Below are 22,567 nucleotides of genomic sequence, written 5' to 3'. Positions count from 1 at the left end.
GAATCAATTCAAACCTTTAGCAAATCCAAGTGGTCGGGGCGACGGGATTCGAACCCACGGCCTCTTGGTACCCGAACCAAGCACGCTACCAAACTGCGCCACGCCCCGTACTATAAGCACGTATTTATATACTAACAAATCGCTCTAATCCTGTCAATACCTTACCACTTGGAAGAAGCATCAACACCATGACAAGTCACAACTAATTAACATAAATAAGTTAATATAAAATAATTGATTTACCACATCATGAACTTAACGATGGACACATCTTATAGACTTAAAACTAGAGCTATTAGGCAGAAAAAAGGTCAAAGCTTGAAGGGCTTGATGAGTTCTATTATAATAATATTCATGGAATAATTATAATTTTCCTAATTAATAAATCTCTTGTAGGGTTGATCTATTTTTGACATCCATTTTTTATATGAAGCGGTTATTCGTAAACAATGAAGTTTTGGTTAAGACTCTGAAAAAATAATACAATAAATGAATGGTAATTCATTGCTAATTCGTGAGGGCTAAGGTAAAATATTATATAATTAACTTTTCAAAATATTAAGTATTGGATAAAACTGAATTTTGGAGCAAAAAGAGTTTATGACTTAGCAAGATTAATTCAACTAGCTAAAATTTGTCATTTATCAAGATTGCTACACTTTTTATTTTACTATATACTTTAATAATAGCTGTAAAACCTTCAAAGGTGTCCGTATATAGAGGGAGAGAAGAGATATTGAAAAAAATAGGAATCGTTATGGATTCTACAGGATACCTACCGAAGGAAATCCTGGATCGATTTCAAATTCGTGTAGTACCCCTAAATGTAACGATCGGTGATGAAACGTTTTCGGAGACGGAGTTAACCAATCAAATTTATTTTGAAAAGTTAAGTCATATCCAAGGTTTGTCTACAACCTCTCAACCTTCGGTTGGAACATTTTTGGAAACCTATGAATCATTGTTTACGGATGGTGTTGAAGATATCATAAGCATTCATATATCTTCAGGGATCAGTGGAACAATTCATTCAGCACTGATGGCAAAGGATTTGGCCTCGAGTCCCAGTATTTACGTCTTTGATTCAAGGTCCTCGGCCTTGGGTCTCGGTGTGCTTGCTTGGGCTGCTGCAGAATGGGCCGAACAAGGGTTGAGTACTTCAGAAATAATGGCGCGGCTTCCAATTCTTAATCAGCAAACAGAACTCTTTTTTATTGTCGATACACTTGAAAACTTACGTAAAGGGGGACGGATTGGAGGGGCCGCAGCGCTAGTAGGCACGTTACTGCAAATAAAACCAATCCTATACTTTAATCAGAATGCACAAATTGATGTTTTTGATAAAGTTCGTTCGCGTCATCGGGCTTGGGAGCGTGTCCTCCAAGAATTAACTAAGGCATTGTCAACCGGCAAACGCTATCGTATTTGTGTTATGCACGTTAATATACCAGAAGAAGGACAAATCTTGTTTCATGAATTGCAAGTTCGTTTTCCTGAACATGAAATTCAATTATGTGAGGCGGGAGCAGTAATTGCAACCCATGTCGGAACTGGGGCCTTTGGTCTTGTGTTTCATCCATGGCCTTTTCAATAATTCCCAAGCTATTCAATTGAATTTTAAACGACTAAATGTCAAAGCAGAACTATAAATTTTTGCATGACATTGAAAGTTTTTGCTAGATATTGAAAGAAGCGAAGAAGACCTTTTTGGGATAGAAAGAAAAGCGATTATGCAATTAGGAATACACAGAATATTATATTAATTCAAACAATTGATATAAATATTATTAAAAGTTTATAAATTTTAAAAAAACTTTAAATTAATAGATAATATATTCAGAAAGTTTGCAGGATTTTGCAAACAAAAAAAGAATATCTAATCAAGGGGATTAGTTAGCATAGGAAGTCTCATAAATATTCACGTAGAAGGAGTTGAGACAGGTTGAAAATAGCAATCTCTGGTAAGGGTGGTGTCGGTAAAACTACCTTTGCAGCTAATTTTGCTCATTGGCTCTCTCAAAAAGGAATTACTGTTTTAGCTGTGGATGCTGATCCAGATGCAAGCCTCGGGACAATCTTAGGTATCTCCGAGGATGTTCTTGCTGATCTTAAACCAATTGTCGATATGAAAGAACTGATTGAAGAGAGAATGGGTGGAAGCGGAACTTATTACCCATTGAATCCGCAGGTTGACGACATCCTTGATGATTACAGCATTTCGATAGGTGCGATTAAATTTTTCCGTATGGGTAATATCAAAGGCGGTGGAACCTCCTGTTATTGTAAGGAAAATAGCTTTCTTCAAGCTCTGGTCAATTCCTTAATACTTGGAGAACAAGACACTGTTATTTTAGATATGGGTGCTGGTATAGAACAGCTTACTCGTGGTACTGCCTTAGGGGTTGATATTCTTGTGATTGTCACGGAACCTTCCAAGGTGAGTGTACAAACTGTAAAAGTTATTCAAAAGCTTGCTTCTGAATTGGGAATTCCACATGTAGTTGTGATTGGTAATAAGGTACGTAATTCCAAAGATGAAAATTTTCTTAGAGACCACTTTCCTTTAGAACAGCTTATTGGTATTATCCCTTATAGTGACGAGCTGTTGGAAATGTCCATAAATTCAGGCAGTGACGAGTTGCCTGGTGGGTCTCTGGGAGTTATGCTCAATACAATTTACCAGAAGATAGTTGATGAAGGGAGATGACAGAGGTTTTCGTTAGTGAGATGTGAGTATAAGTAAGAAGAGACAAGATCTTAAAAAAGAGGAGGGTGTAATATGCCTAGATATCGGGATTTAACCCATACCGCCCGACCATCCGACGCACCGCGAGTCGTTGATCCTAAGAATCCCATTCGTACTACTGACCCCGGTGCTCTACAAATGTTAAAAATGATTCAGGATAAGAAAATCGAAACGGTTTATGACCGCGTAGTTGCCCAACAGCCGCAGTGTACTTTTGGATATAATGGAATTTGTTGCCGAATTTGTATCGCTGGTCCTTGCCGAGTGAAAAAAGAAGAGGGTCCTGCGAGTCGAGGAATATGTGGAGCAACTGCCTACACGATCGTTTCCCGTAACTTAGTCAGAATGATTGCCGGAGGAGCTGCATCCCACTCTGAACACGCGCGACATGTTTTGCATACAGCTCACGCTTTAGTCGAAGGACATGCTGACGATTATGAAATTAAATCCCCTGCCAAGCTTCTAGTATTAGCACAAAAGTTAGGAATTGCCACTCTTGACCGTGAGGAGAAAGACATCCTTAGAGATGTAGTAGAGCTTGGGTATTCAGATTTCGGACGTTACCAAGATCGTCCGCTGGCTTTTCTGGACTCCTTTATGACAGAAGGTCGACGTAAAAAATTCAAGCATACAAATATCATGCCTAGGAATATTGACGGTTCTATTACTGAACTTATTGCTCAAACAGCCATGGGCGTTGATAGTGATCCAGTCAATATTATCTTTGGGGGACTTAAAAGCTCACTTGCCGACTTAGGTGGGGAATATATCGGAACAAATCTCAGTGACGTGTTGTTTGGAATCCCCGAACCCATTGTCTCGGAAGCAAATTTAGGTGTAATCAACCCTAAAATGGTAAATATCGCAGTTCACGGGCATAACCCGGTTCTGAGTGAAATGGTGGTTGCCGCTGCACGAGCAATGAAAGAAGAGGCTGTAAAGGCTGGAGCTGAAGGGGTAAATATCGTAGGGATTTGCTGTACCGGTAATGAACTGCTCATGCGCGAAGGTGTTTATCTTGCAACCTCCTCTGCCTCTCAAGAAATGGCTATCTTAACTGGTGCTTTAGATGCGATGGTTGTTGATATTCAATGTATCTATCCAGCAGTGCAAACCGTTGCGGAATGTTTCCATACCAAGGTTATTACAACGGAAGCTATTATGAAAATCCCAGGTGCTCAACACATCGCCTTTGACACAACCACGGCGATGAATGATGCCAAAAAACTTATTAGCATCGCTATTGAGGCATATAAACATCGGGATCCTAAGAAAATCTCCATTCCTAGCGAAAAACACAAGCTTGTAGCTGGTTTTAGTGTCGAAGCACTCATGGAAATTTTCTCAAAGGTCTGTCCTGAACGACCGATTTCTGTGCTTACAGATGCTATTTTAAGTGGACAGCTCAAAGGGGTCGCCCTCATGGCCGGATGTAACAATCTAAAACGAGCTCAAGATGAATCCCACATTACAGTCTTAAAAGAACTCGTGAAAAATGACGTTTTTGTTATTTCTACCGGTTGTTCATCAGGTGCTTATGCTAAATTCGGACTAATGTCGCCCTTGGCAGTAGATACCTATGCGGGCGCTGGTCTCAAATCCTTCATCCAAACATTAGAAGCTGCAAATCCAGAATTATCAACAGGTCTGCCACTAGTCTTCCATGTTGGTTCTTGTGTCGATAATAGCCGTGGCGCAGATTTAGCCGTAGCAATGGCTAATGAACTTGGCGTCGATATTCCAAAAGTTCCATTTGTTGCCTCTGCTCCAGAAGCTATGCATGAAAAAGCTGTCGCGATCGGTTCGTGGTGTGTTTCTCTCGGTTTACCTACTCACGTTGGATCTCTTCCTCCTCTTGAAGGAAGTGACCTCGTCTATGGTATCGCAACACAAATTGCTCATGATGTGTTCGGTGGTAATTTTATCTTCGAAGTTGACCCTAACATTGGCGCAAAGAAACTCTTAGATGCACTTGAGTATCGTACCTGGAAGCTTAATATTCATAAAAAGACTGCCGAGAAGAATAACACTTCACTAGCCCAAGGTTGGTAAGAAAGGAGGAATGTTTATGTCTATGGAGCAAATTTATGAAGGCGCAATTAAAGATCCAAGTATTCAACCTAAAAAACTGTTACGGAAAGCTTTAGACGGCACAATTATTGCCATGACCTATGCAGAAATTCTTTTGAATCGTGCTCTTAAAGACTTCGGAAGCGAACAAGTTATTGGTTACCCAGATACCGCTTACCACCTTCCAGTTATCACGTGTCTTTCTGGCGAAAAAGTTACTAAGCTGGGTGAATTAGTGCCGATTTTAAATCGCATGCGTACTCAAATTCGCACAGAGCTTACCTTTGATAACGCAAGGCTTTGGGGGGAATCCGTCCTTTATGCTGCGGAAATCATTGAGACCCTTAATTATCTACGTGGGGATGAACCCAAAACTAAGCCTTGGACTGGATTCTTAGGCGACCCCATCGTCCGGAAACATGGGATTAAAATGGTTGACTGGACCATTCCTGGTGTTGCTGTTATCCTCGGACGAGCCAAAGATTCTCCATCAGCTAAGAAAATTGTCGACAATCTCATGGGTAAAGGGTTTATGATTTTCTTATGTGATGAGATTATCGAACAGTTGCTTGAAGAAAATGTAAAAATTGGTGAGGACTACATTGCCTTCCCATTAGGAAACTTTACTCAGATTATTCATGCTGTTAACTATGCGTTCCGTGCAGGACTTGCTTTCGGCGGAATTCCTGCTGGAGAACGGGAAAACCATCGTGATTATCAACGTCGTCGGATTCGGGCTTTTGTCTTAAATCTTGGCGAATTGGATGATGTCAAAGTAGCGGCTTCAATGGGCGCGATTTTCATGGGCTTCCCAATTTTGACGGATCAGGTACTCAGTGATGATATGCAAATCCCAGATTGGTATATTTCCGAGCCTGATTATGAGAAAATAGTTCCGTTGGCCTTGGAAGTTCGAGGGATTAAATTAACCAGCGTCGAATTACCGATCCCGGTTAACTTCGGACCAGCGTTTGAGGGCGAGACTATTCGCAAAGGAGATACCTACGTCGAATTTGGTGGTGGACGAACGACTGCATTTGAACTTGTCCAAATGGTTGGACCTGAAAATATCGTTGACGGTCAGGTCACGGTTATAGGTCCCGACATTGATACCGTTCCTGAGGGAACCAAACTTCCTTTGGGAATTAAAATTGATATCTATGGACGAAAAATGCAGGCAGATTTTGAAGGAGTTTTTGAACGTCGAATTCATTATTTTGCAAACTATGGTGAAGGCGTTTGGCATGTGGCTCAACGTGATTTGTGCTGGGTCCGGATTTCTAAAGATGCTAGAGCAAAAGGTTTCTTAATGAAACACTTTGGCGATCTTTTGATTGCTAAGTTAAAAGAAGAATTCCCGGCAATTATTGACCGTGTTGAAGTAACTATTATGCTTGACCAAGCTGCGGTTGATGAAGGCCTTATTCTCGCGCGCGAACGTTATAGAGCTCGAGACGATCGCATGAGGAGCTTGACAGATGAATCTGTTGAAGACTTCTACTCCTGCTTGCTCTGTCAGTCATTTGCTCCAAACCACGTTTGCATCGTTACGCCAGAACGGGTTGGATTGTGTGGCGCAGTGAGTTGGTTAGATGCCAAAGCATCCCATGAAATCTCTCCAAATGGTCCAAATCAACCGATTCCTAAAGGGCCAGCCATTGATGAGTTAAAAGGTATGTGGCATAGTACTAATGAGTATTTGTATAAAGCTTCGAACAACACCTTGGAAGAGGTTAATCTCTATACTCTCATGGATAGACCGATGACCTCTTGTGGTTGCTTTGAGGCCATCATGGCCATCGTTCCTGAAGCAAACGGTCTTATGATCACGACTCGTGAACATTCAGGGATGACCCCTTGTGGAATGACTTTCTCATCACTAGCGGGAACATGCGGTGGAGGGATGCAAACCCCAGGGTTTATGGGAATTGGCAGAACTTATCTGCTCAGTAAAAAATTCATTCCTGCCGATGGTGGACTTGCTCGCATTGTTTGGATGCCAAAAGAACTGAAAGAATTCTTGCGTGAGGACTTTGTTCAACGCTCCATCGATGAAGGCTTAGGGGCAGACTTTATTGACAAAATTGCCGATGAATCAGTTGGTTCCACGGTAGAGGAAATTATACCTTTCCTTGAGGAAAATGGACATCCCTGCTTTAACCTTGAATCTCTCATGTAATATTTGCTCGCAGACAACAAGGTCCCAACGGTAAATCTCACTAGGGACCTTGCTAGTCTGCTCCTTATCCTATATCGATTAGAAAGGGGATTTAAAATGGCTCTTACAGGTTTAGAAATCTATAAACAACTACCCAAGAAAAACTGCGGAGAATGTGGTGTGCCGACTTGCTTAGCTTTTGCCATGGCTTTGGCGTCAGGAAAAGCAGCGTTAGACGCTTGCCCATATGTCACTGAGGCTGCCCGAGAAAACCTGGATTCTGCAGCGGCTCCCCCGATCAAAGCTATAAAATTTGGCAAAGATTCTGTTCTCGGAGATGAAACAGTCCTTTTCCGTCATGATAAGACGTTTTATCACCCAACGACGTTATTAATTCAGGTCTCAGATACCCTCAATGATGATCAATTGAATGCTAAAATTCAGGAGATTAAGGGCTTAGAATTTGAGCGTGTCGGTCTCCAATACACATTAGATGGTGTGGCTATCGTTCAAGAATCTGGTGATGCTGCACGTTTTGCTAAGGTAGCAGCTACTGTGGCAGAAGCTACTGATAAATCATTGCTTCTGTTAAGCAGCGATGTTGGAGCATTAAAAGCGGCCCTTGCACAATTGGCAGCCCGTAAACCCCTGATCGGTGCGGCGACTTCTGAAAATTATGAGGCTATGGTCAACCTAGCTAAAGAAAACTCAGTTCCAGTCATCCTTAAAGAAGAAGGACTGGATGCTCTAGAAGAACTCGTGACAAAAGCTCAAGCCTTGGGTTATAAAGAATTTGTCTTGGATCCTGGTGCAAGGACTCCCGTTCAGACGTTGGCCAATCTTACCCATCTGCGACGTTTAGCCATTAAGAAAAAGTTCCGGCCATTCGGTTATCCAGTCATTGCTTATACCAGCAATTCTGAGCCGATGGAAGAAATCATGGAGGCATCAGTTTATGTGGCTAAATATGCTAGTGCTGTTGTCTTAAAAACTAGCAAGAAAGCGCACATTTTACCACTCATGACTTTAAGACAAAACATTTATACTGATCCACAAAAGCCAATTCAAGTTGAGCCAAAACTTCATTCTGTAGGAAATGTCAACGAGAACTCACCTTTGTACATTACGACAAACTTCTCCTTAACGTACTATAGCGTCGAAGGGGAAGTAGAAACCTCCAAAATTCCAAGCTATATTCTACCGATCGATACTGACGGAACCTCAGTTCTTACAGCCTATGCCGCAGGTAAATTTGAACCTGAGAAAATCGTTGAAGCAATGGTTGCCAGTGGTATTGCTGACAAAGTAAAACATCGTAACGTGATCATTCCGGGTTACGTCGCCGTTATTTCAGGAAAGCTTTCAGAACTATCCGGCTGGAAAGCAGTTGTTGGACCACGGGAGTCAAGTGGAATTGTTTCTTTCTCTAAATCCTTAACCTAAGTCTTTTGGGTATAGATACCAATTACGTTATGATGAGGGCAAATAACTATGCTTGGCTTGACTGATTTTAGTGGGATTTCTTGGTAAAGTAAGGAAGTGAAAACGTTGACTCAATTTCAAGTAAAATTCATGCCAGATAACCGAGTTGTTGAGGTTGATCTTGGAACATCTTTGCTTGTTGCAGCTGCTAAAGCGGAGATTTTCATCAAATCCGGGTGCGGTGGTAAAGGGACTTGTGGAGCTTGTAAGGTTGTTGTGGCAAGTGGGGATCCCTTAGTAAACGGAACCGGAAATCTAACGCCTGAACAACTTTCTAAAGGGGTTCGACTAGCCTGTAAAACCATGATTCAAGGGGATATGATCATTGAAGTACCTCCTGAATCTAGGTTACAAGAACATCAAGTTTTAATGGGAGATGTCCAAAAGGGACTCTTACAGGAAAGCGAACATGATTTACTAGAACGGTTAGGGTATCACCCTTTAGCCATTAAGCAAAGGATTTCACTTTCTAAACCAACTTTGACGGAAAATTCGAGTGATTGGGCTCGCCTGAGCTTAGAACTTCGTCGAGTTTTAAAAACCGGAGATAAACCCCTTCAAATTCCCTTATCCGTTCTCAAACATCTGCCAGAGGCTCTCCGCAAAGCAAATTGGGATGTATCCGTTACTTTGACCGATAGTGAAGCAGGTTTTACTATTACTCATATTGAACCTGGAAATGATGATGCTCCATATGGACTTGCTATTGATATCGGTACCACGACAGTAGTCGTTTACCTCGTTAATCTCTTAACGGGTGAGATTGTCGATCAACAGGGTACTTACAACAAGCAAGCAAAGTTCGGAGATGACGTTATATCGCGTATAGTGTATGCGGTTGAAAACGATCAAAACTTGCATGAGATGAGAAACGCCGTGGTAGAAACGATCAATGGACTTCTAGATAAGATTCTAGCCCGACAGTCTTTGAGCAAGAAGGATATCTCTAGCGCAATGGTAGCCGGAAATACGACTATGACACAATTGTTCTTAGGTGTTGATCCTCGGTACATTCGCTTAGAACCTTACATTCCTACCATGACATCGATTCCTTCTTTTCCTGCTCGTGAAATTGGACTTCATATGCTGCCTGAGGCCTTGGTGCATTGTTATCCATCGGTTGCGAGTTATGTCGGGGGAGACATTGTTGCTGGAACACTTGTCACGGATTTAGCCAACAACGAAGATATAATTCTCTTTATTGACATTGGAACGAATGGAGAAATTGTCCTCGGAAATCAAGATTGGCTTGTTGCTTGTGCTTGTTCCGCGGGTCCAAGCTTTGAAGGTGGCGGCATTACATTTGGTATGCGGGCAATGCCAGGGGCGATTGAACGGATTATCATTGATCCTGAATCGTTGGATGTATCCCTGAAGGTGATTAACAACCAAACACCTGTAGGAATATGCGGCTCGGGGCTTGTGGATTGTATAGCCAAATTACTCGGTGCCGGTATTATTGACCGCGCTGGGAATTTCCAGTTAGGACATAAATCGGGCTCGGGACGATTACGTGCAACGGCCGATGATAAAGAATTTGTTCTAGCTTGGGCTTATCAAGCCGGTGGGGAAAAAGATGTCGTTATCACTGAAAATGATGTCAAAAATGTTATTCGCGCCAAAGGGGCAATTTATGCAGGAATTCGTTCCTTATTGAATATGGTTGCTGTGGATATTGACATGATTAGCAAAATTGTCATTGCTGGCGGTTTTGGGAATTACCTTAATATTCATGATTCCGTTCAAATAGGTCTCTTGCCGGATATAGAGCCAGAACGGTATGTGTTTATAGGAAATGCATCCGTAAAAGGTGCCCGTCTTGCTTTATTATCTCAGAATGCTTGGCGAGAAGCAGAAGAATTAGGTCGAAAAATGACCTACGTTGAGCTATCCGTTGGAGCTACCTATATGGACGAATATATGGCTGCCTTGTTTTTACCCCATACGGATATTTCTCTATTTCCATCTTTTCAATAACGTTATAATTGGAGGTCAGTATGTCTAAATATATAGCCGTTGCAGGTAAAGGTGGAGTAGGAAAAACCACATTCACCGCTTTATTATTAAGGCAAATGGTTCGCCGGAAACAAGGAACTTCAATCCTGGCTGTCGATGCAGACCCCAATGCAAACTTAGGCGAAGCTTTGGGCTTAACTGTTTCGTCGACAATCTCGGAATTGCTTGAGCAAAGTAAAGATCCCAAAGCGATTCCTCAAGGTATGCCCAAAAATATCTTTATCGAATACAAACTCCAACAATCATTAGTCGAATCAAAGGAAATTGATCTTCTGGTTATGGGTGGGCCACAAGGTGCAGGGTGTTACTGCTATCCTAATGATATCTTGCGTAAATATCTTGAGACCATCGGAGAAAACTATGATTTTGTTGCAGTTGATTCTGAGGCTGGTTTAGAACATATCAGTCGAAGAACGATCCCCCATATCGATGTGATGTTTGTGATTAGTGATTCTTCAGCTCGAGGCATTCGTTCGGCAGGACGGGTCCACGATCTTATACGAGGACTTAAATCAGCCGTACAAACCATCTACTTAATTGTCACTAAGACCACAGAAGGCAGTATGGAATCCTTGAGCGAAGAAATTGAACGAACCGGTCTCACAGTGATTGGTGATATCCCATTAGATCCGTTAGTTGTGGAATATGACTTGGCAGGTAAACCATTATTTGATTTGCCTGATGATGCCGTCTCGGTCAAGGCTGTAGAAAGCATTTTGAACCGTGCCGGAATCTTTAACTAGAAAGGAGAGAAGTTCATGTCCGTAACATTAGTGAAAGAAAAATATTCCAGTAAGGTTGGAGAGGTAGTACTCGGTGCAACTGCTGAACAGGGAGGAACAAGAACCTCCACAATTACTGTTGGAGGGGATAGTGCCTTACCTTTTCTCCACTTTGAAGGAGAAATGAAAAATCGTCCAGTGATCGCCATGGAGGTCACAGACATTGTGCCAACTTGGAATGATTTGATTAAGAATCAAATTGGGGATGTCATTAATGATCCAGCAGCTTGGGCTAAAAAAATGCGTGGACGATTTTGGCGCTGATCTTATCTATCTAAAGCTTAACGGCGCAGATCCTGAAGGAGAAAACCGTTCCCCAGAAGATTGTGCTCGTATCGTAAAAGACATCTTAGCAGCGGTTGGAGTCCCCCTTATTGTTGAAGGGTGCGACGATGCCCAAAAAAATAACGAGATTATGACAGTTATCGCAGAAGCTGCAGCAGGTGAAAACCTTTTTGATCGGTATTGCAGAGCAGGATAACTATAAGTCCATTGCTGCAGCTGCGATGGTACACAAACATACCTTGATTGCACGTTCACCACTGGATATTAATATCTGTAAGCAACTCAATATTCTAATCCATGAAATGGGACTACCACTCAACAAAATTGTGATCGACCCTACAGTAGCGGGTCTTGGCTTCGGAATTGAATACGTTTATTCAATCATGGAGCGGGCTCGTCTTGGAGCCTTAGCCAATGACAAAATGCTTTCTATGCCGATAATTTGTACTGTTGGCTATGAAGCCAATCGCTGCAAAGAAGCTTATGCCTCCAATGAAGAGTTTCCTGGATGGGGAGATCTCGAAGATCGTGGAGTGCTTTGGGAAGCTGTAACTGCTTCTGGTGTTCTCCAAGTCGGTGCAAGTATTCTTGTTATGCGTAACCCTGCTGCAGTAAAGGTAGTTCAAAAGAACATTGCTGATATGTTCAACAAGTAAGTCTTGATCAAGTAGTTATGGTTCAGTGAAAAATATCTCCATATAATCATTAATTAAATAATTTTGAAAGGACGTGACCGAATGCTTATTTTTGGCGAACGGATCAACGGTATGTTTACTGATATTGGAGATGCACTTCGCAATAAGGACCCAAAGGCGATCCAATACTGGGCAGTGAAACAACAAGAAGGAGGGGCTCACTACCTTGACGTTAACTCAGGTCCAGCCATTCCTACAGAAGAGCGAGTCGCAGCCTATGAATGGATGGTTAATGTCATTCAAGAAGTATCTGAATTGCCTCTTGTTTTAGACTCAACAAACTATAATGCCATAGAAGCTGGTTTGAAAGTTTGTAAACGCCCAGCGATTATTAACTCTTGTCCAGCAGAACAAGCGAAAATTGAACGTGTTTTCCCGATGGCTATTCAATATAACGCTGGTATTATTGGTTTGACTATGGACAAGAAAGGGATTCCCAAAGACGCCGAAAACCGTGTAGCCTTTGCCATGGAATTGGTAGCTGCTGCGGATGAATATGGTTTAGCGATGGAAGACCTATTTATTGACCCTCTGATTCTTCCGGTTAACGTCGCCCAAGAGCATGCGCCAGAAGTCTTAGAATCCTTACGTCAAGTAAAAATGCTTGCAAACCCGGCACCTCGCACAGTTCTTGGTTTATCCAATGTTTCACAAAAATCACCAGATCGTAATTTGATCAATCGAACTTACTTGGCTATGGCAATTGCCTCAGGACTTGACGCAGCCATTATGGATGCTAATGACGATGACCTTGTCGATGTAGCAGCGACTGCTCAAATCCTTCTCAATAGGAGTGTCTATGCAGATTCCTATTTAAAAGTTTTCCGTGCACGCTAATTTCTTTTTTATACAAGCAGCCATGAAAAATTAAATATCCTAAGCAATCCAAAGAAGCGATATTAGGTCGTCTACGACCCAGTATCGCTTCTTTCTATCACGTACCCTGACCGATCAATAAAGATCAATTTTTCATACTAGTCAGCTCCAGATACAATATCAACAGATATATATTCTATCTGGAGGTGGAAACATGGAGACAATAGAGAGAAGAATTCGTCAATTCCAGCGTATAGGAAAGAAGTCCTATCTTTAGTAACATTGTTGGATATTTCTTGTGAAGAAGTAGGAAATACAATTTCTATGTCGAATTAATAAAAAGGGTATTTAAGACTACTAATTTACATTGAAATGAGGAGTCGTTTTGTTGGATCAGTTGGGAGAAATCTTAAAGAAAACATTATCAGCGATCGAATTAGGAAAAGAAGAGATTTTTTTCATAGCAGAAACATCGCGGACTGAAACGCATCGGCTGATTGATGAACTCTCTCAACTAAAAATTGATATTAAAGAAATAATTTCCCAAGTCGATAAACAAGAAAAGATAGATCGACGCATGCGTCATAAACTCATGGAAGTAAATCGTGCTCATCACATACACACCCAAGAAGAAATGATCGAAACTTATGCAGAAGCAAAAGATGCACAGGTTAAATTGCAACTTCTACAGCATAAGGAAGTTCAATTACGTAAGCGTAGAGAAGATCTGGAACGTTCCCTGCGTCAGATGCATGAAACTATTGAACGTGCCCAAAATCTAATGGCCCAGGTAAGCATGGCAATCGGATTATTACAAGGCGGTTTAGCTGAAGCTCTAATACAAACTCAGAGCCATGAACAACGCTTTGAAATGGGTTTAAGAGTCATTAGAGCACAGGAAGAAGAACGCCGTCGAGTGGCAAGAGAAATTCACGATGGACCTGCTCAAACGCTGGCGAATATCGTTTTAAGGCTAGAAATTGCTGAGAGGTTACTCGAATTAGATCCTAGCCGAGTTAAAGCGGAGTTAGTTGATTTAAAAAATTTAGTTCGTGCAAATTTACAAGATATTCGTAGAATAATCTTTGATCTTCGACCGATGGCTTTAGATGACTTAGGTATTGTACCTGCAATTTCGAAATATCTTGATAACTTTCAGGATACCTATGGTATAAACTGTATATTGCGGATTGAGGGGCGCGAAAAACGGCTTCTTCCCGCTATGGAAGTTGCTCTTTTTCGTTTAGTTCAAGAGGGAATGACTAATGTTGCGAAACATGCCTACTCGTCTAAAGTCGAAGTTATGATAATATATCGCGAAGATTGGACCATTGCGCGGATTCATGACTATGGAAAAGGGTTTGATGTTAAATCTGCCATGAAAGCACCCGGGGAGCATTTTGGACTAGTGGGAATGCGTGAACGCGTTGAAATGTTCTCAGGACATTTTTCAATCCAATCTAGTATTGGAAATGGTACTTTAATAGAATTGTCAATTCCAACAAGTCAGGAGGGAGGAACGACAACTTGATACAGATCGTAATTGCCGATGATCACCCCCTATTAAGGGAGGGACTACGTAGAATATTAGAATTTGAGAAGGGGATCGAAGTTGTTGCTGAAGTAGGGGATGGACAAGGTGCCATAAATATTGCACGGAAGATGAAATTTGATATCTTACTAATGGATCTTAATATGCCAGGTGTAAACGGCTTAGAAGCTGGACGTGTCATTCGTCGTGAATACCCAAATATTGGAATATTAGTACTAACGGTTGACGATTCTGATGAGAAAATATTACAGGTCCTGCAAATTGGAGTAGCAGGTTATTTGCTTAAAGATGTGGACTCAAAAACATTGGTTCAGTCAATACGCAAAGTATTCTCTGGTGAACCAATCTTATCTCCAGCTGTTACTGGCAAGTTAATGGAGCAGTTAAGTAATCCAACCCCTTTGCGAGATAATTGTGGACTTAGTGACCGAGAAATGGAAATTCTTCACTATGTTGTTCAAGGGTCATCAAACAGAGAGATTGGCACCTCTTTATTTATTAGCGAAAAAACTGTTAAAAATCATCTATCTAGCATTTATCGAAAGTTATCTGTAGACGATCGCACCCAAGCAGCTTTAAAAGCCGTTAAATTAAAATTTTTTGTGCTTGACTAAATCGTTATAATTTTATTATGATTGCCAATTTTCGGACAACCTAGTAAAATAGGAAGAGTAAGTTAAGCTATGAAGGCATTATTTTTGGAGGCTTGATTAAATGAAAATTAGTTTTTTTGGTGCAGCGCAGGTTGTCACAGGTTCATCCTTTCTAGTGGAATCAGGTGAATCACGTATTCTCATAGATTGTGGAATGTTTCAAGGGTCTAAATCGCTGAAAGAGTTAAATTATAGTGAATTTCCCTATAACCCAGCGGATATCGATGCAGTTATTTTAACTCATGCACATACTGATCACGCAGGTATGCTTCCGAAACTTATAAAAGCCGGTTTTAAGGGTAAAATTTGGGCAACCCCTGAAACTATTAAGTTATGTTCAATTATGCTTCCAGATAGTGGACATATACAAGAGATGGAAGTTGAACGTAAAAACCGAAAGCGTTTAAGGGCAGGTCTACAACCTTTAACTCCAATCTATACCGTCCAAGATGCAATTGATACTATTCCGTACTTTCAAGCGAACCCTTATCAAAAAATTATTGATTTAGTTCCAACGTTATCATTTGAATTTTATGATGCAGGTCACATTTTGGGTTCCGCTCATGTGTTACTCTATGTCAAAGAACAAGATTTTACGAAAACCATCGTTTTTTCGGGCGACATTGGAAATACAAACCAACCCTATATTGAAGATCCTAGTATTATTAATGCTGCAGACACTGTTATAATGGAAACTACCTACGGAAACCGTCTTCATTCCGAAGGTTCAGATACAAAAAATACAGATCGCTTAGAACAACTTGCTGAAACAATTCGTACAACACATCAAGCTGGAGGGAATTTAATTATTCCTGCTTTTGCAATAGAACGTACTCAAGATTTGCTTTTTTATCTCCGTAAATTGCAGAACGAACGTCGCATACCTACTTTACCAGTTTATATAGATAGTCCTTTAGCCATTGCTGCAACAAAGATTTTTCAAGAAAACACAGACCACTTTGATAAAGAAACACAAGACTTAATTAGTCAGGGCGGTAGTCCTTTAACAATGCCTAACGTCCATTTTAGTCAGACCGCTGCCGATTCAATGGCTTTAAATCAGATTGAAGGTGGGTCCATTATTATTGCCGCTAGTGGCATGGCTGATGCAGGTCGGATAAAATATCATCTTAAAAACAATCTTTGGCGTAATAATGCTACCATATTATTTGTTGGGTATCAGGCACAAGGGACTCTCGGTCGGCTTCTTTCAGATGGTGCCGAAATTGTTACCATTCATGGTGAGAAGGTAGCTGTTAAGGCCCGTGTCAATCACATGGATGGGCTTTCGGCGCATGCGGACCAAGCTGAATTGCTCCACTGGCTTTCATATCTAGGGAAAAAAGCCGAACAAATTATTCTGGTACACGGTGAATTAGAATCCCAAACAATTTTTTCCGAGAAAATATTGGAGTTGTTTAATAAGAATCCAATTATTCCTCAATTAGGAGATACAATTGAGTTCAAGTCCGGACAAATGGTTCTGTATCCTGCTCCAAAACCTTGGTTATCCTTAGAACCTCAAAGTACAAACCAAGAAATGGAACCGCTTGTTTCTCGCCAACAGTTTTCCAAATCAGTTCCTCCTACTGATATGCAAACTCACAACAAAGACAGAAAGACAAGAACTAACATATCACGCATAAATATCAATAGGGTATATGGACGGCTTAGAAACCAACTCAAACAGCTTATCAATGAAGGTCAACGGACTGGTGATTTAGAACGAGTTATCAACCTCCTAGACGGCATGTCCAGATCGCTTGAAGAAGAACGTAAAACACGACACTAGAAATAATTTATTAAAGCCAAGCATATTCTGACGTTTGGCGTTTTATACCAGCCAAGAAGCGTAACGTTTCCTCACGTCGCTTTACGGCTAAACGTTTACCTGCTTTTGTCGAGACTTTGTCAGGAAGGGCATCTGCCAAAAGGCGAGCTCTTTCGATGGCATCTTCAGGAGTCTGTATTAATTCATCTTGTCCGACCAAACTAAATAATCGCATTAAGCCTATGTTCCCTAAATTGTCTAATATATCGGATTCCCGTATATAGACGGCTTCATCACTACGACCAGGTTCCGAATAGTACATGTGGTTTTCTACTGCGTCTAAAACCTTTGGTATTTTGAGAAGTGGAAACATCATTTGTGGCAAGATATTGGCCGTAATCCCTTTAGAGCGTAAAGCGTGGTCAATATTTTTTATGGCATAAACTGGGTATTTACCTGTGTCATGTAACAAAGCGGCTGTATATAGGGCTTCATCGTCAAGAGTTAAGTGACTTGAAAGTTCTTTAGCCAAATGGTATACTCTAAAACAATGTTTAACCCCCCAAGCTGAGTGGGCCCCCGATTTATTAACGATTTGAATCAGTTGTTCTTGAAAGTCCATAATTTACCTCCTTATTATTGAGTTCACCTGAAACTATATACGCCATAGAAGCTTGATTTACCTGCCAAAAAATGGAATACATATTGGGAGATATAGATAGCTTTTGTCAAAAAGAAGTGTGTTTACAGAACATGGGGAGTGACAGAGATGAATAATGTCAGTGTTTATGGGAGCTTTACACAAGCTCTTTTCTTTTCAGGTGTCGTTTCAATTCCTAAATATTTATTAACTCATTATAAAGAAATAGGTTTGAATGATCTTGAGATGATGGTTTTGATTCAAATTCTTTGTGAAGCCGAATCAAATCCTTATCCTTCAATAGCCACTTTAACTGGCCGAATGACTGTTTCAACCTCTGATATAGAAGAGAGCGTGGGTCGGTTAGTGGAGCGAAAGTTACTCAAGATTGAGAGATACTGGAATTCTACTGAGACAAAGTGGTGTAATAGTTATAGTCTAGTAGGTCTTATAGATGAGCTAGCTGAATTTTGGGCAATTGAACGTTCTCAACAGTTGGAGGAGGAACGTGCACTTAAACAAAATCAAACTCCTCCCCAACTAATATCTACTCAACCTAATTTGCCAATGGAAAACTTAGTTCGTACCTTTGAACAAGAACTGGGTCGTCCGTTAACTCAATTAGAATGTCAGAATTTTGACCGTTGGTTGTCATCCCATTTTTCTGAAGAGTTGATAATTGAAGCCTTAAGAAGGGGTGTTAGTGCAGGAATTCGAAATTTTCGTTATTTAGACTCCATTCTTCGAGAATGGGAAAAAAAGGGACTTAAGACTCGGGCTGAGATAGAAGTTGAAGATGCATATTTTCAGTCTCGTCAGGATAAAAAAAATATTAAGCCTAAGGGTCAGGCCCGTAAAGAAACGACTACCAATAAATATGATAACTTTTATCTATAATTTACTAAGGCTTTATGATTTTGAGGAGGATATCTAAAATGAAACATGTTAAAGATATCTTAAAAGATAAAGGCATATCCGATAAAATACTCAATCCAGATTTGAAGTCCACTTACCTCGTAAACGATGCTTCGGGTCTTATCCCCTCGGATCCCTTTAAGTGCTCAATTTGCCAAGATCGAGGTATTTATCTTGAGGGAGATTTAGCCTATCCTTGTAGTTGTATGAAGACAAGAAAACAAGAAAATCAATTTCGCCATGCGAGGATTTCGCGTGAGTTAATGAATTGTCGCTTTGAAAAATTTAAGTTCGATTATTATATTACAGAGAGCGAAAATCAAGCGCACCGAGAAGGTGCAGTAAGGGCGTTCAACGCTTCCAAACTATTTGTTGAAGAATGTCAGCATAATGCCCATGGTCTTGGAATTATGTTGACTGGCCCGGTTGGATCAGGGAAAACATTTCTTGCAGCCGCCATAGCAAATAAGCTTATAGAATCTAAATTACAAGTGCTTTTTCTGATTGTTCCTGATCTTTTGGATGAGTTAAGGGCAACCTACAAGTCAGATATCAATGAACTTGATTTATTAGATACTGCCCGCACAATTCCCATTCTTATTCTTGATGATTTAGGAGCTCATAATTACACGGATTGGACGCGGAATAGACTTTATTCCATTATAAATTATCGCATGAATGAACAACTTCCCACAGTGATTACTTCAAATCTTTCGCTCGATGAAATGGAAGACTATTTAGGGGTACGAACAACCTCACGCATCATTCAGTCCTCAAGAATCTTCCGATTAACCGTCCACAATGATATTCGTCATCAGATTTATCAAGAACGAGAAAGAAAAAATAAGTAAATATTTTTCCAAACCTATGCATGTCTACAAGGAGACATGCATAGGTTTTTTTAAGAGAAAAAATGAGTATCTATAGGAGGTGTTCAAGTTTGTCTAAAATCATTACGATTGACCGCAAATACATCGTCATGGTCGCCAGCGTTTTTGTGATTTGTCTTATCGGATTTGCAGGATTTTCTTTCTGGCAAAAAACGGATACTAGTGTCTCTAAGAACAATGCGACACCAGAGATCAAAATGCTCGGTGTGACCGTAGAACCAGCTTCAGTGGTTAAAGATCTTACTTATGGCAGTGTTACTTTAAAGGGGGCCCAAGTAATATCGACAAAATCATTTGACCTTATCGCAACAATACAGAACACATCAGCGAAAAAAATGACAAACGTACCAGTTGAATTACAAGTTACTCTCGTTGGGGATAACACAAAGAAAGTTACTTCGCCAGGAAGTTTGCCATCTTTAGAACCAGGTGCAACCGCCCGCGTGGCTTTTCGCCAGATAAAGGTTTTAGGTGATGCTTTAGGAAAAAGTTCGACTGCCGGACAGCATTTGATAACTTTGAGAATCAATCCAAACCCTGAAGGGGGAGTAGAACAAGCTACCGAAGCAAGTTTTCGCTTTAACGTCGATACCACGGTTAAAATACCTCCCACTGTAAATAAGCAATAACAGAAATTCAAAAATAAGTGCTAAATACTAGCACTTATTTTTCATGTAGGGGTATTTTTTATAAGTACACAGATTTGTTCTCTTCCATATATTGTATTGAAGGGGGCGTTTCGAATGTCGTGTAATCAGTCAAGAGAGGGACCTTCTAAAGAACGACTTAGCATGGGTATTTATGTTTTCGCACCCATAAGTGCTGAGGCAGGGAGCCCATCTCTATACTTTACTCAACCTCTCTTAAATGGAAGTGTTTTCGCATCTTCAGCTGTTTTAATTGGAACAGCATTATTCCTGTTCATAGCCAAACACATTTTTTGCCTTGAAAGTATACCTGTTCTTGATGTCAAGAACGGACAAACCGTGCAAATGCCTCTTTCAGAACTTCAAGAATTCTTAAAATGGATGGTAAAGGGAACTGACAACACTACGAACTTAAACTTTTCTACTAATGGAAGAAACGTGTTGTCGACTGATAGAAACTTGTCAGTAGATCGGGGCTTTCCAACTCCAGAAAGGCCGGAAGCACCTCTGATTCTTGCAATATATGTTTCTGGAGATTATTCAAATAGGTTATATTCACCGTACATTACTTTGACAGTTCCTATTTTCACGTTTCCCGGCTTAAGAGGTTCACTTCCTCTTTTGATTTTGGCCCTCATTGTTACGATCTTTGTTCGAGCAGTAGTATTACCAGATACAACGGGAGCAATGCCACTAATTAAACCAGATGCTTTAAAAAAATCGAATAAATCTATAAACCTAAGCCCCAACGATCTGCTAGAACTGCTCTCAAGGTTCGGAAAACACTTCGGTACTAATTGAACTAAGCAATAGAGAGCTTCTTTGAAAGAGTGAGCAGATAGTAGTAAAATTTAAATTACTCTAAGCGTTATTAAATTTCTTCATTTGTTTCACTTTAATATTTATAGTACAATGGGTTTTGTGGGCAAACTAAGTGAAAAATAACAATTGACTTGAATTGTAGAAGTGAAGGACGTGTCATAGAGTGTTTATAAAAGGAAATATGATAGATCGAGAACGAGTTGCTGGAGCAACAATATTAATAAGCCTTTCTATTATTTTAATGACCATGCTTGGAATCTTGTTCTTGGATGTTAAAGTTTCGAACATAGAATTGGTTGACCGCGGACTATACACCATAATTACAGATAATGGCCCCATAAATGTTAGTGAAGAGGATATCTTGAGAATTGAAAGAACGTATACTAAAGCTGCTATAACTGGTGCTTCTGTTGAACTCGATAAGATTTTTACCACTAAAGGGTTTATTTATATTTCTTCATTAGATCCCTTTTATAAGGCTGGGAATCAGTTAATAAATTCCGTCGATTTCGAAGGGAAGCCAGTCTGGATTCATTCGAATAATACAGGCTCTGATGTTACGCTAGAGCAACGTCAAAAAGCTAATTTAAAATTAGTTAAACCTTTTAGTTATGCTATAGGAACTTCTTCTAATCTTACAATTGTTATCTTTTCAGTTTTATCGCTTCAGTATTTTGCGCTTTCTATGGGAGGGTTTGCTTTATTAGTCCTTATTTTTCCATTACGCTTAAGGACAGGAATTTCTGATCAGCCATTTAAGAGACAAGATTTAGAGTTTCCGTTGGAAGAGGATCAGAGAGACGCAGTAGCGAAATAGTATATCTATAGTCATTAAAATCTTAGACGTGGATAAATAGTCTATAAATGACGCTCCTATGGAGCGTTTTGTAATATTAGAGTTCATTAATCTGCAGGGATATATCTTCCGACTGTCGAAAGTTTGGGGAACTAAACATAAATCGGTAATTAAGAACAATATGGAGTGGGTGATTTAGGGTGAAAAGGGCAATATTGGTTTCTCAAAAAGGATCATTAAATCAGGAAATTAAATCGATGTTGCCCTTGGCAAATTATCAGGTTCTTTCAACAACGGACAACGGGATGGAGGCGCTACGCCTTGCCCATCGGTTTGAACCTGATCTAATTATTATAGGGTGGAATCTACATGGACTAAGTTCGTCTGAAGTTCTTCAGAATCTAATTGTACAACATCTCTGTCCGGTCATTGTAGTACTAACCCGAGAAGAGCATCATGTCTTGTCAGAAGCCATTGAGGCTGATGCTCATCACGTAATTCTTTATCCTTGCAATATGCTAGAAATAGCTGCAGCTATTCAACTTGCAGAACATCGTTATGCCCTTGAAACCAAATACACCCAGCAAATCCAACGATTAGAGGAAGAATTAAAAACACGAAAAATAGTTTTTCAAGCTACACTTTCTCTCATTGAACAACGAGGTTTCACTGAACAGGCTGCTTATTCAGCTTTGCGTAGTCAAGCAATGTCCACACGTAAGTCTATTCGTGCCGTCTCTCAAGATGTTCTTAAGGGACTGTGGCTTCCTAATTCCGAATAAATATTGAATGCTTGTATTAATTAGCTGGATTGTAGGAACCTAACGAAAG

18 protein-coding genes, 1 tRNA gene and 1 pseudogene are annotated in these 22,567 nt (G+C 40.4%); 18 read left to right on the top strand and 2 right to left on the bottom strand.

What is annotated here, in order from left to right; all coding sequences use genetic code 11:
* Nucleotides 1-30: 30 nt before the first annotated feature.
* Nucleotides 31-108 (bottom strand) — tRNA-Pro (locus UF75_RS07505).
* Nucleotides 109-736: 628 nt separating this feature from the next.
* Between UF75_RS07505 and UF75_RS07500 the strand changes: the two genes are divergently transcribed.
* The 12 genes and pseudogenes from UF75_RS07500 (at nucleotide 737) to UF75_RS07445 (ending at nucleotide 17,047) form a co-directional block, all read left to right on the top strand.
* Nucleotides 737-1,594, top strand: coding sequence for a DegV family protein (locus tag UF75_RS07500; RefSeq protein WP_045573985.1), 858 nt, complete (start codon nucleotides 737-739; stop codon nucleotides 1,592-1,594).
* Between the two features lie 348 nt (nucleotides 1,595-1,942).
* Nucleotides 1,943-2,707, top strand: a complete 765-nt coding sequence (locus UF75_RS07495) for a P-loop NTPase (RefSeq protein WP_045573984.1) — start codon at nucleotides 1,943-1,945, stop codon at nucleotides 2,705-2,707.
* Between the two features lie 72 nt (nucleotides 2,708-2,779).
* On the top strand, nucleotides 2,780-4,798 hold the full coding sequence (gene cooS, locus UF75_RS07490) for an anaerobic carbon-monoxide dehydrogenase catalytic subunit (RefSeq protein ID WP_045573983.1): 2,019 nt from the start codon (nucleotides 2,780-2,782) through the stop codon (nucleotides 4,796-4,798).
* A 16-nt stretch (nucleotides 4,799-4,814) separates the two neighbouring features.
* A complete protein-coding gene (gene acsB / locus UF75_RS07485) occupies nucleotides 4,815-6,995 on the top strand; it encodes an acetyl-CoA decarbonylase/synthase complex subunit alpha/beta (RefSeq protein WP_045573982.1) in 2,181 nt (726 codons plus the stop codon).
* A gap of 96 nt (nucleotides 6,996-7,091) precedes the next feature.
* Nucleotides 7,092-8,417, top strand: coding sequence for an acetyl-CoA decarbonylase/synthase complex subunit gamma (gene acsC / locus UF75_RS07480; RefSeq protein ID WP_045573981.1), 1,326 nt, complete (start codon nucleotides 7,092-7,094; stop codon nucleotides 8,415-8,417).
* Between the two features lie 105 nt (nucleotides 8,418-8,522).
* Nucleotides 8,523-10,433, top strand: coding sequence for an ASKHA domain-containing protein (locus UF75_RS07475; protein WP_045573980.1), 1,911 nt, complete (start codon nucleotides 8,523-8,525; stop codon nucleotides 10,431-10,433).
* 20 nt (nucleotides 10,434-10,453) lie between these two features.
* Entirely contained in the window at nucleotides 10,454-11,215 is a 762-nt protein-coding gene (locus UF75_RS07470) for an AAA family ATPase (RefSeq protein WP_045573979.1), read from the top strand.
* A gap of 15 nt (nucleotides 11,216-11,230) precedes the next feature.
* A pseudogene (locus UF75_RS07465) lies at nucleotides 11,231-12,195 on the top strand (acetyl-CoA decarbonylase/synthase complex subunit delta).
* Nucleotides 12,196-12,276: 81 nt separating this feature from the next.
* Nucleotides 12,277-13,071, top strand: a complete 795-nt coding sequence (locus UF75_RS07460) for a methyltetrahydrofolate cobalamin methyltransferase (protein WP_045573978.1) — start codon at nucleotides 12,277-12,279, stop codon at nucleotides 13,069-13,071.
* A 364-nt stretch (nucleotides 13,072-13,435) separates the two neighbouring features.
* A complete protein-coding gene (locus UF75_RS07455) occupies nucleotides 13,436-14,581 on the top strand; it encodes a sensor histidine kinase (protein ID WP_082075060.1) in 1,146 nt (381 codons plus the stop codon).
* Nucleotides 14,578-15,216: a response regulator transcription factor gene (locus UF75_RS07450; protein ID WP_045573976.1), complete on the top strand. Its 639-nt coding sequence runs from the start codon at nucleotides 14,578-14,580 to the stop codon at nucleotides 15,214-15,216. The genes UF75_RS07455 and UF75_RS07450 overlap by 4 nt, the downstream gene beginning before the upstream one ends.
* Nucleotides 15,217-15,316: 100 nt before the next feature.
* Nucleotides 15,317-17,047 (top strand): MBL fold metallo-hydrolase, encoded by a 1,731-nt coding sequence (locus tag UF75_RS07445; RefSeq protein WP_045573975.1) that lies wholly within the window; start codon nucleotides 15,317-15,319, stop codon nucleotides 17,045-17,047.
* A 10-nt stretch (nucleotides 17,048-17,057) separates the two neighbouring features.
* Here the strand turns inward: UF75_RS07445 and UF75_RS07440 are convergent, their stop codons facing one another.
* Nucleotides 17,058-17,648 carry an HD domain-containing protein gene (locus tag UF75_RS07440; protein WP_045573974.1) on the bottom strand — a complete coding sequence of 197 codons (591 nt, stop codon included), beginning with the start codon at nucleotides 17,646-17,648 and terminating at the stop codon, nucleotides 17,058-17,060.
* A gap of 147 nt (nucleotides 17,649-17,795) precedes the next feature.
* On the opposite strand from UF75_RS07440, the gene UF75_RS07435 reads away from it, so the two are divergent.
* The 6 genes from UF75_RS07435 (at nucleotide 17,796) to UF75_RS07410 (ending at nucleotide 22,518) form a co-directional block, all read left to right on the top strand.
* Nucleotides 17,796-18,563, top strand: a complete 768-nt coding sequence (locus UF75_RS07435) for a DnaD domain protein (RefSeq protein WP_045573973.1) — start codon at nucleotides 17,796-17,798, stop codon at nucleotides 18,561-18,563.
* 38 nt (nucleotides 18,564-18,601) lie between these two features.
* The gene (locus UF75_RS07430; protein ID WP_045573972.1) at nucleotides 18,602-19,432 is read left to right on the top strand and encodes an ATP-binding protein; all 831 of its coding nucleotides are present in this window, start codon (nucleotides 18,602-18,604) and stop codon (nucleotides 19,430-19,432) included.
* An 89-nt stretch (nucleotides 19,433-19,521) separates the two neighbouring features.
* The gene (locus tag UF75_RS07425; protein ID WP_045573971.1) at nucleotides 19,522-20,100 is read left to right on the top strand and encodes a hypothetical protein; all 579 of its coding nucleotides are present in this window, start codon (nucleotides 19,522-19,524) and stop codon (nucleotides 20,098-20,100) included.
* A 162-nt stretch (nucleotides 20,101-20,262) separates the two neighbouring features.
* Nucleotides 20,263-20,919, top strand: coding sequence for a hypothetical protein (locus UF75_RS07420; protein ID WP_242860160.1), 657 nt, complete (start codon nucleotides 20,263-20,265; stop codon nucleotides 20,917-20,919).
* Nucleotides 20,920-21,103: 184 nt separating this feature from the next.
* On the top strand, nucleotides 21,104-21,757 hold the full coding sequence (locus UF75_RS07415; RefSeq protein WP_052693068.1) for a hypothetical protein: 654 nt from the start codon (nucleotides 21,104-21,106) through the stop codon (nucleotides 21,755-21,757).
* A 179-nt stretch (nucleotides 21,758-21,936) separates the two neighbouring features.
* Nucleotides 21,937-22,518, top strand: coding sequence for an ANTAR domain-containing protein (locus UF75_RS07410; protein ID WP_045573969.1), 582 nt, complete (start codon nucleotides 21,937-21,939; stop codon nucleotides 22,516-22,518).
* Nucleotides 22,519-22,567: the final 49 nt, after the last annotated feature.

Source organism: Desulfosporosinus sp. I2 (assembly GCF_000960765.1).
Lineage (GTDB): Bacteria > Bacillota > Desulfitobacteriia > Desulfitobacteriales > Desulfitobacteriaceae > Desulfosporosinus.
This window is presented reverse-complemented; position numbering and strand designations above follow the sequence as displayed.

What these genes read in the sequence shown, in the direction of transcription:
- acsB (WP_045573982.1), top strand. Translation starts at nt 4,815, where the DNA reads ATGTCTATGGAGCAAATTTATGAAGGCGCAATTAAAGATCCAAGTATT.
- UF75_RS07460 (WP_045573978.1), top strand. Translation starts at nt 12,277, where the DNA reads ATGCTTATTTTTGGCGAACGGATCAACGGTATGTTTACTGATATTGGA.
- UF75_RS07440 (WP_045573974.1), bottom strand. Translation starts at nt 17,648, where the DNA reads ATGGACTTTCAAGAACAACTGATTCAAATCGTTAATAAATCGGGGGCC.
- cooS (WP_045573983.1), top strand. Translation starts at nt 2,780, where the DNA reads ATGCCTAGATATCGGGATTTAACCCATACCGCCCGACCATCCGACGCA.
- UF75_RS07470 (WP_045573979.1), top strand. Translation starts at nt 10,454, where the DNA reads ATGTCTAAATATATAGCCGTTGCAGGTAAAGGTGGAGTAGGAAAAACC.
- UF75_RS07435 (WP_045573973.1), top strand. Translation starts at nt 17,796, where the DNA reads ATGAATAATGTCAGTGTTTATGGGAGCTTTACACAAGCTCTTTTCTTT.
- UF75_RS07430 (WP_045573972.1), top strand. Translation starts at nt 18,602, where the DNA reads ATGAAACATGTTAAAGATATCTTAAAAGATAAAGGCATATCCGATAAA.
- UF75_RS07420 (WP_242860160.1), top strand. Translation starts at nt 20,263, where the DNA reads ATGGGTATTTATGTTTTCGCACCCATAAGTGCTGAGGCAGGGAGCCCA.
- UF75_RS07445 (WP_045573975.1), top strand. Translation starts at nt 15,317, where the DNA reads ATGAAAATTAGTTTTTTTGGTGCAGCGCAGGTTGTCACAGGTTCATCC.
- acsC (WP_045573981.1), top strand. Translation starts at nt 7,092, where the DNA reads ATGGCTCTTACAGGTTTAGAAATCTATAAACAACTACCCAAGAAAAAC.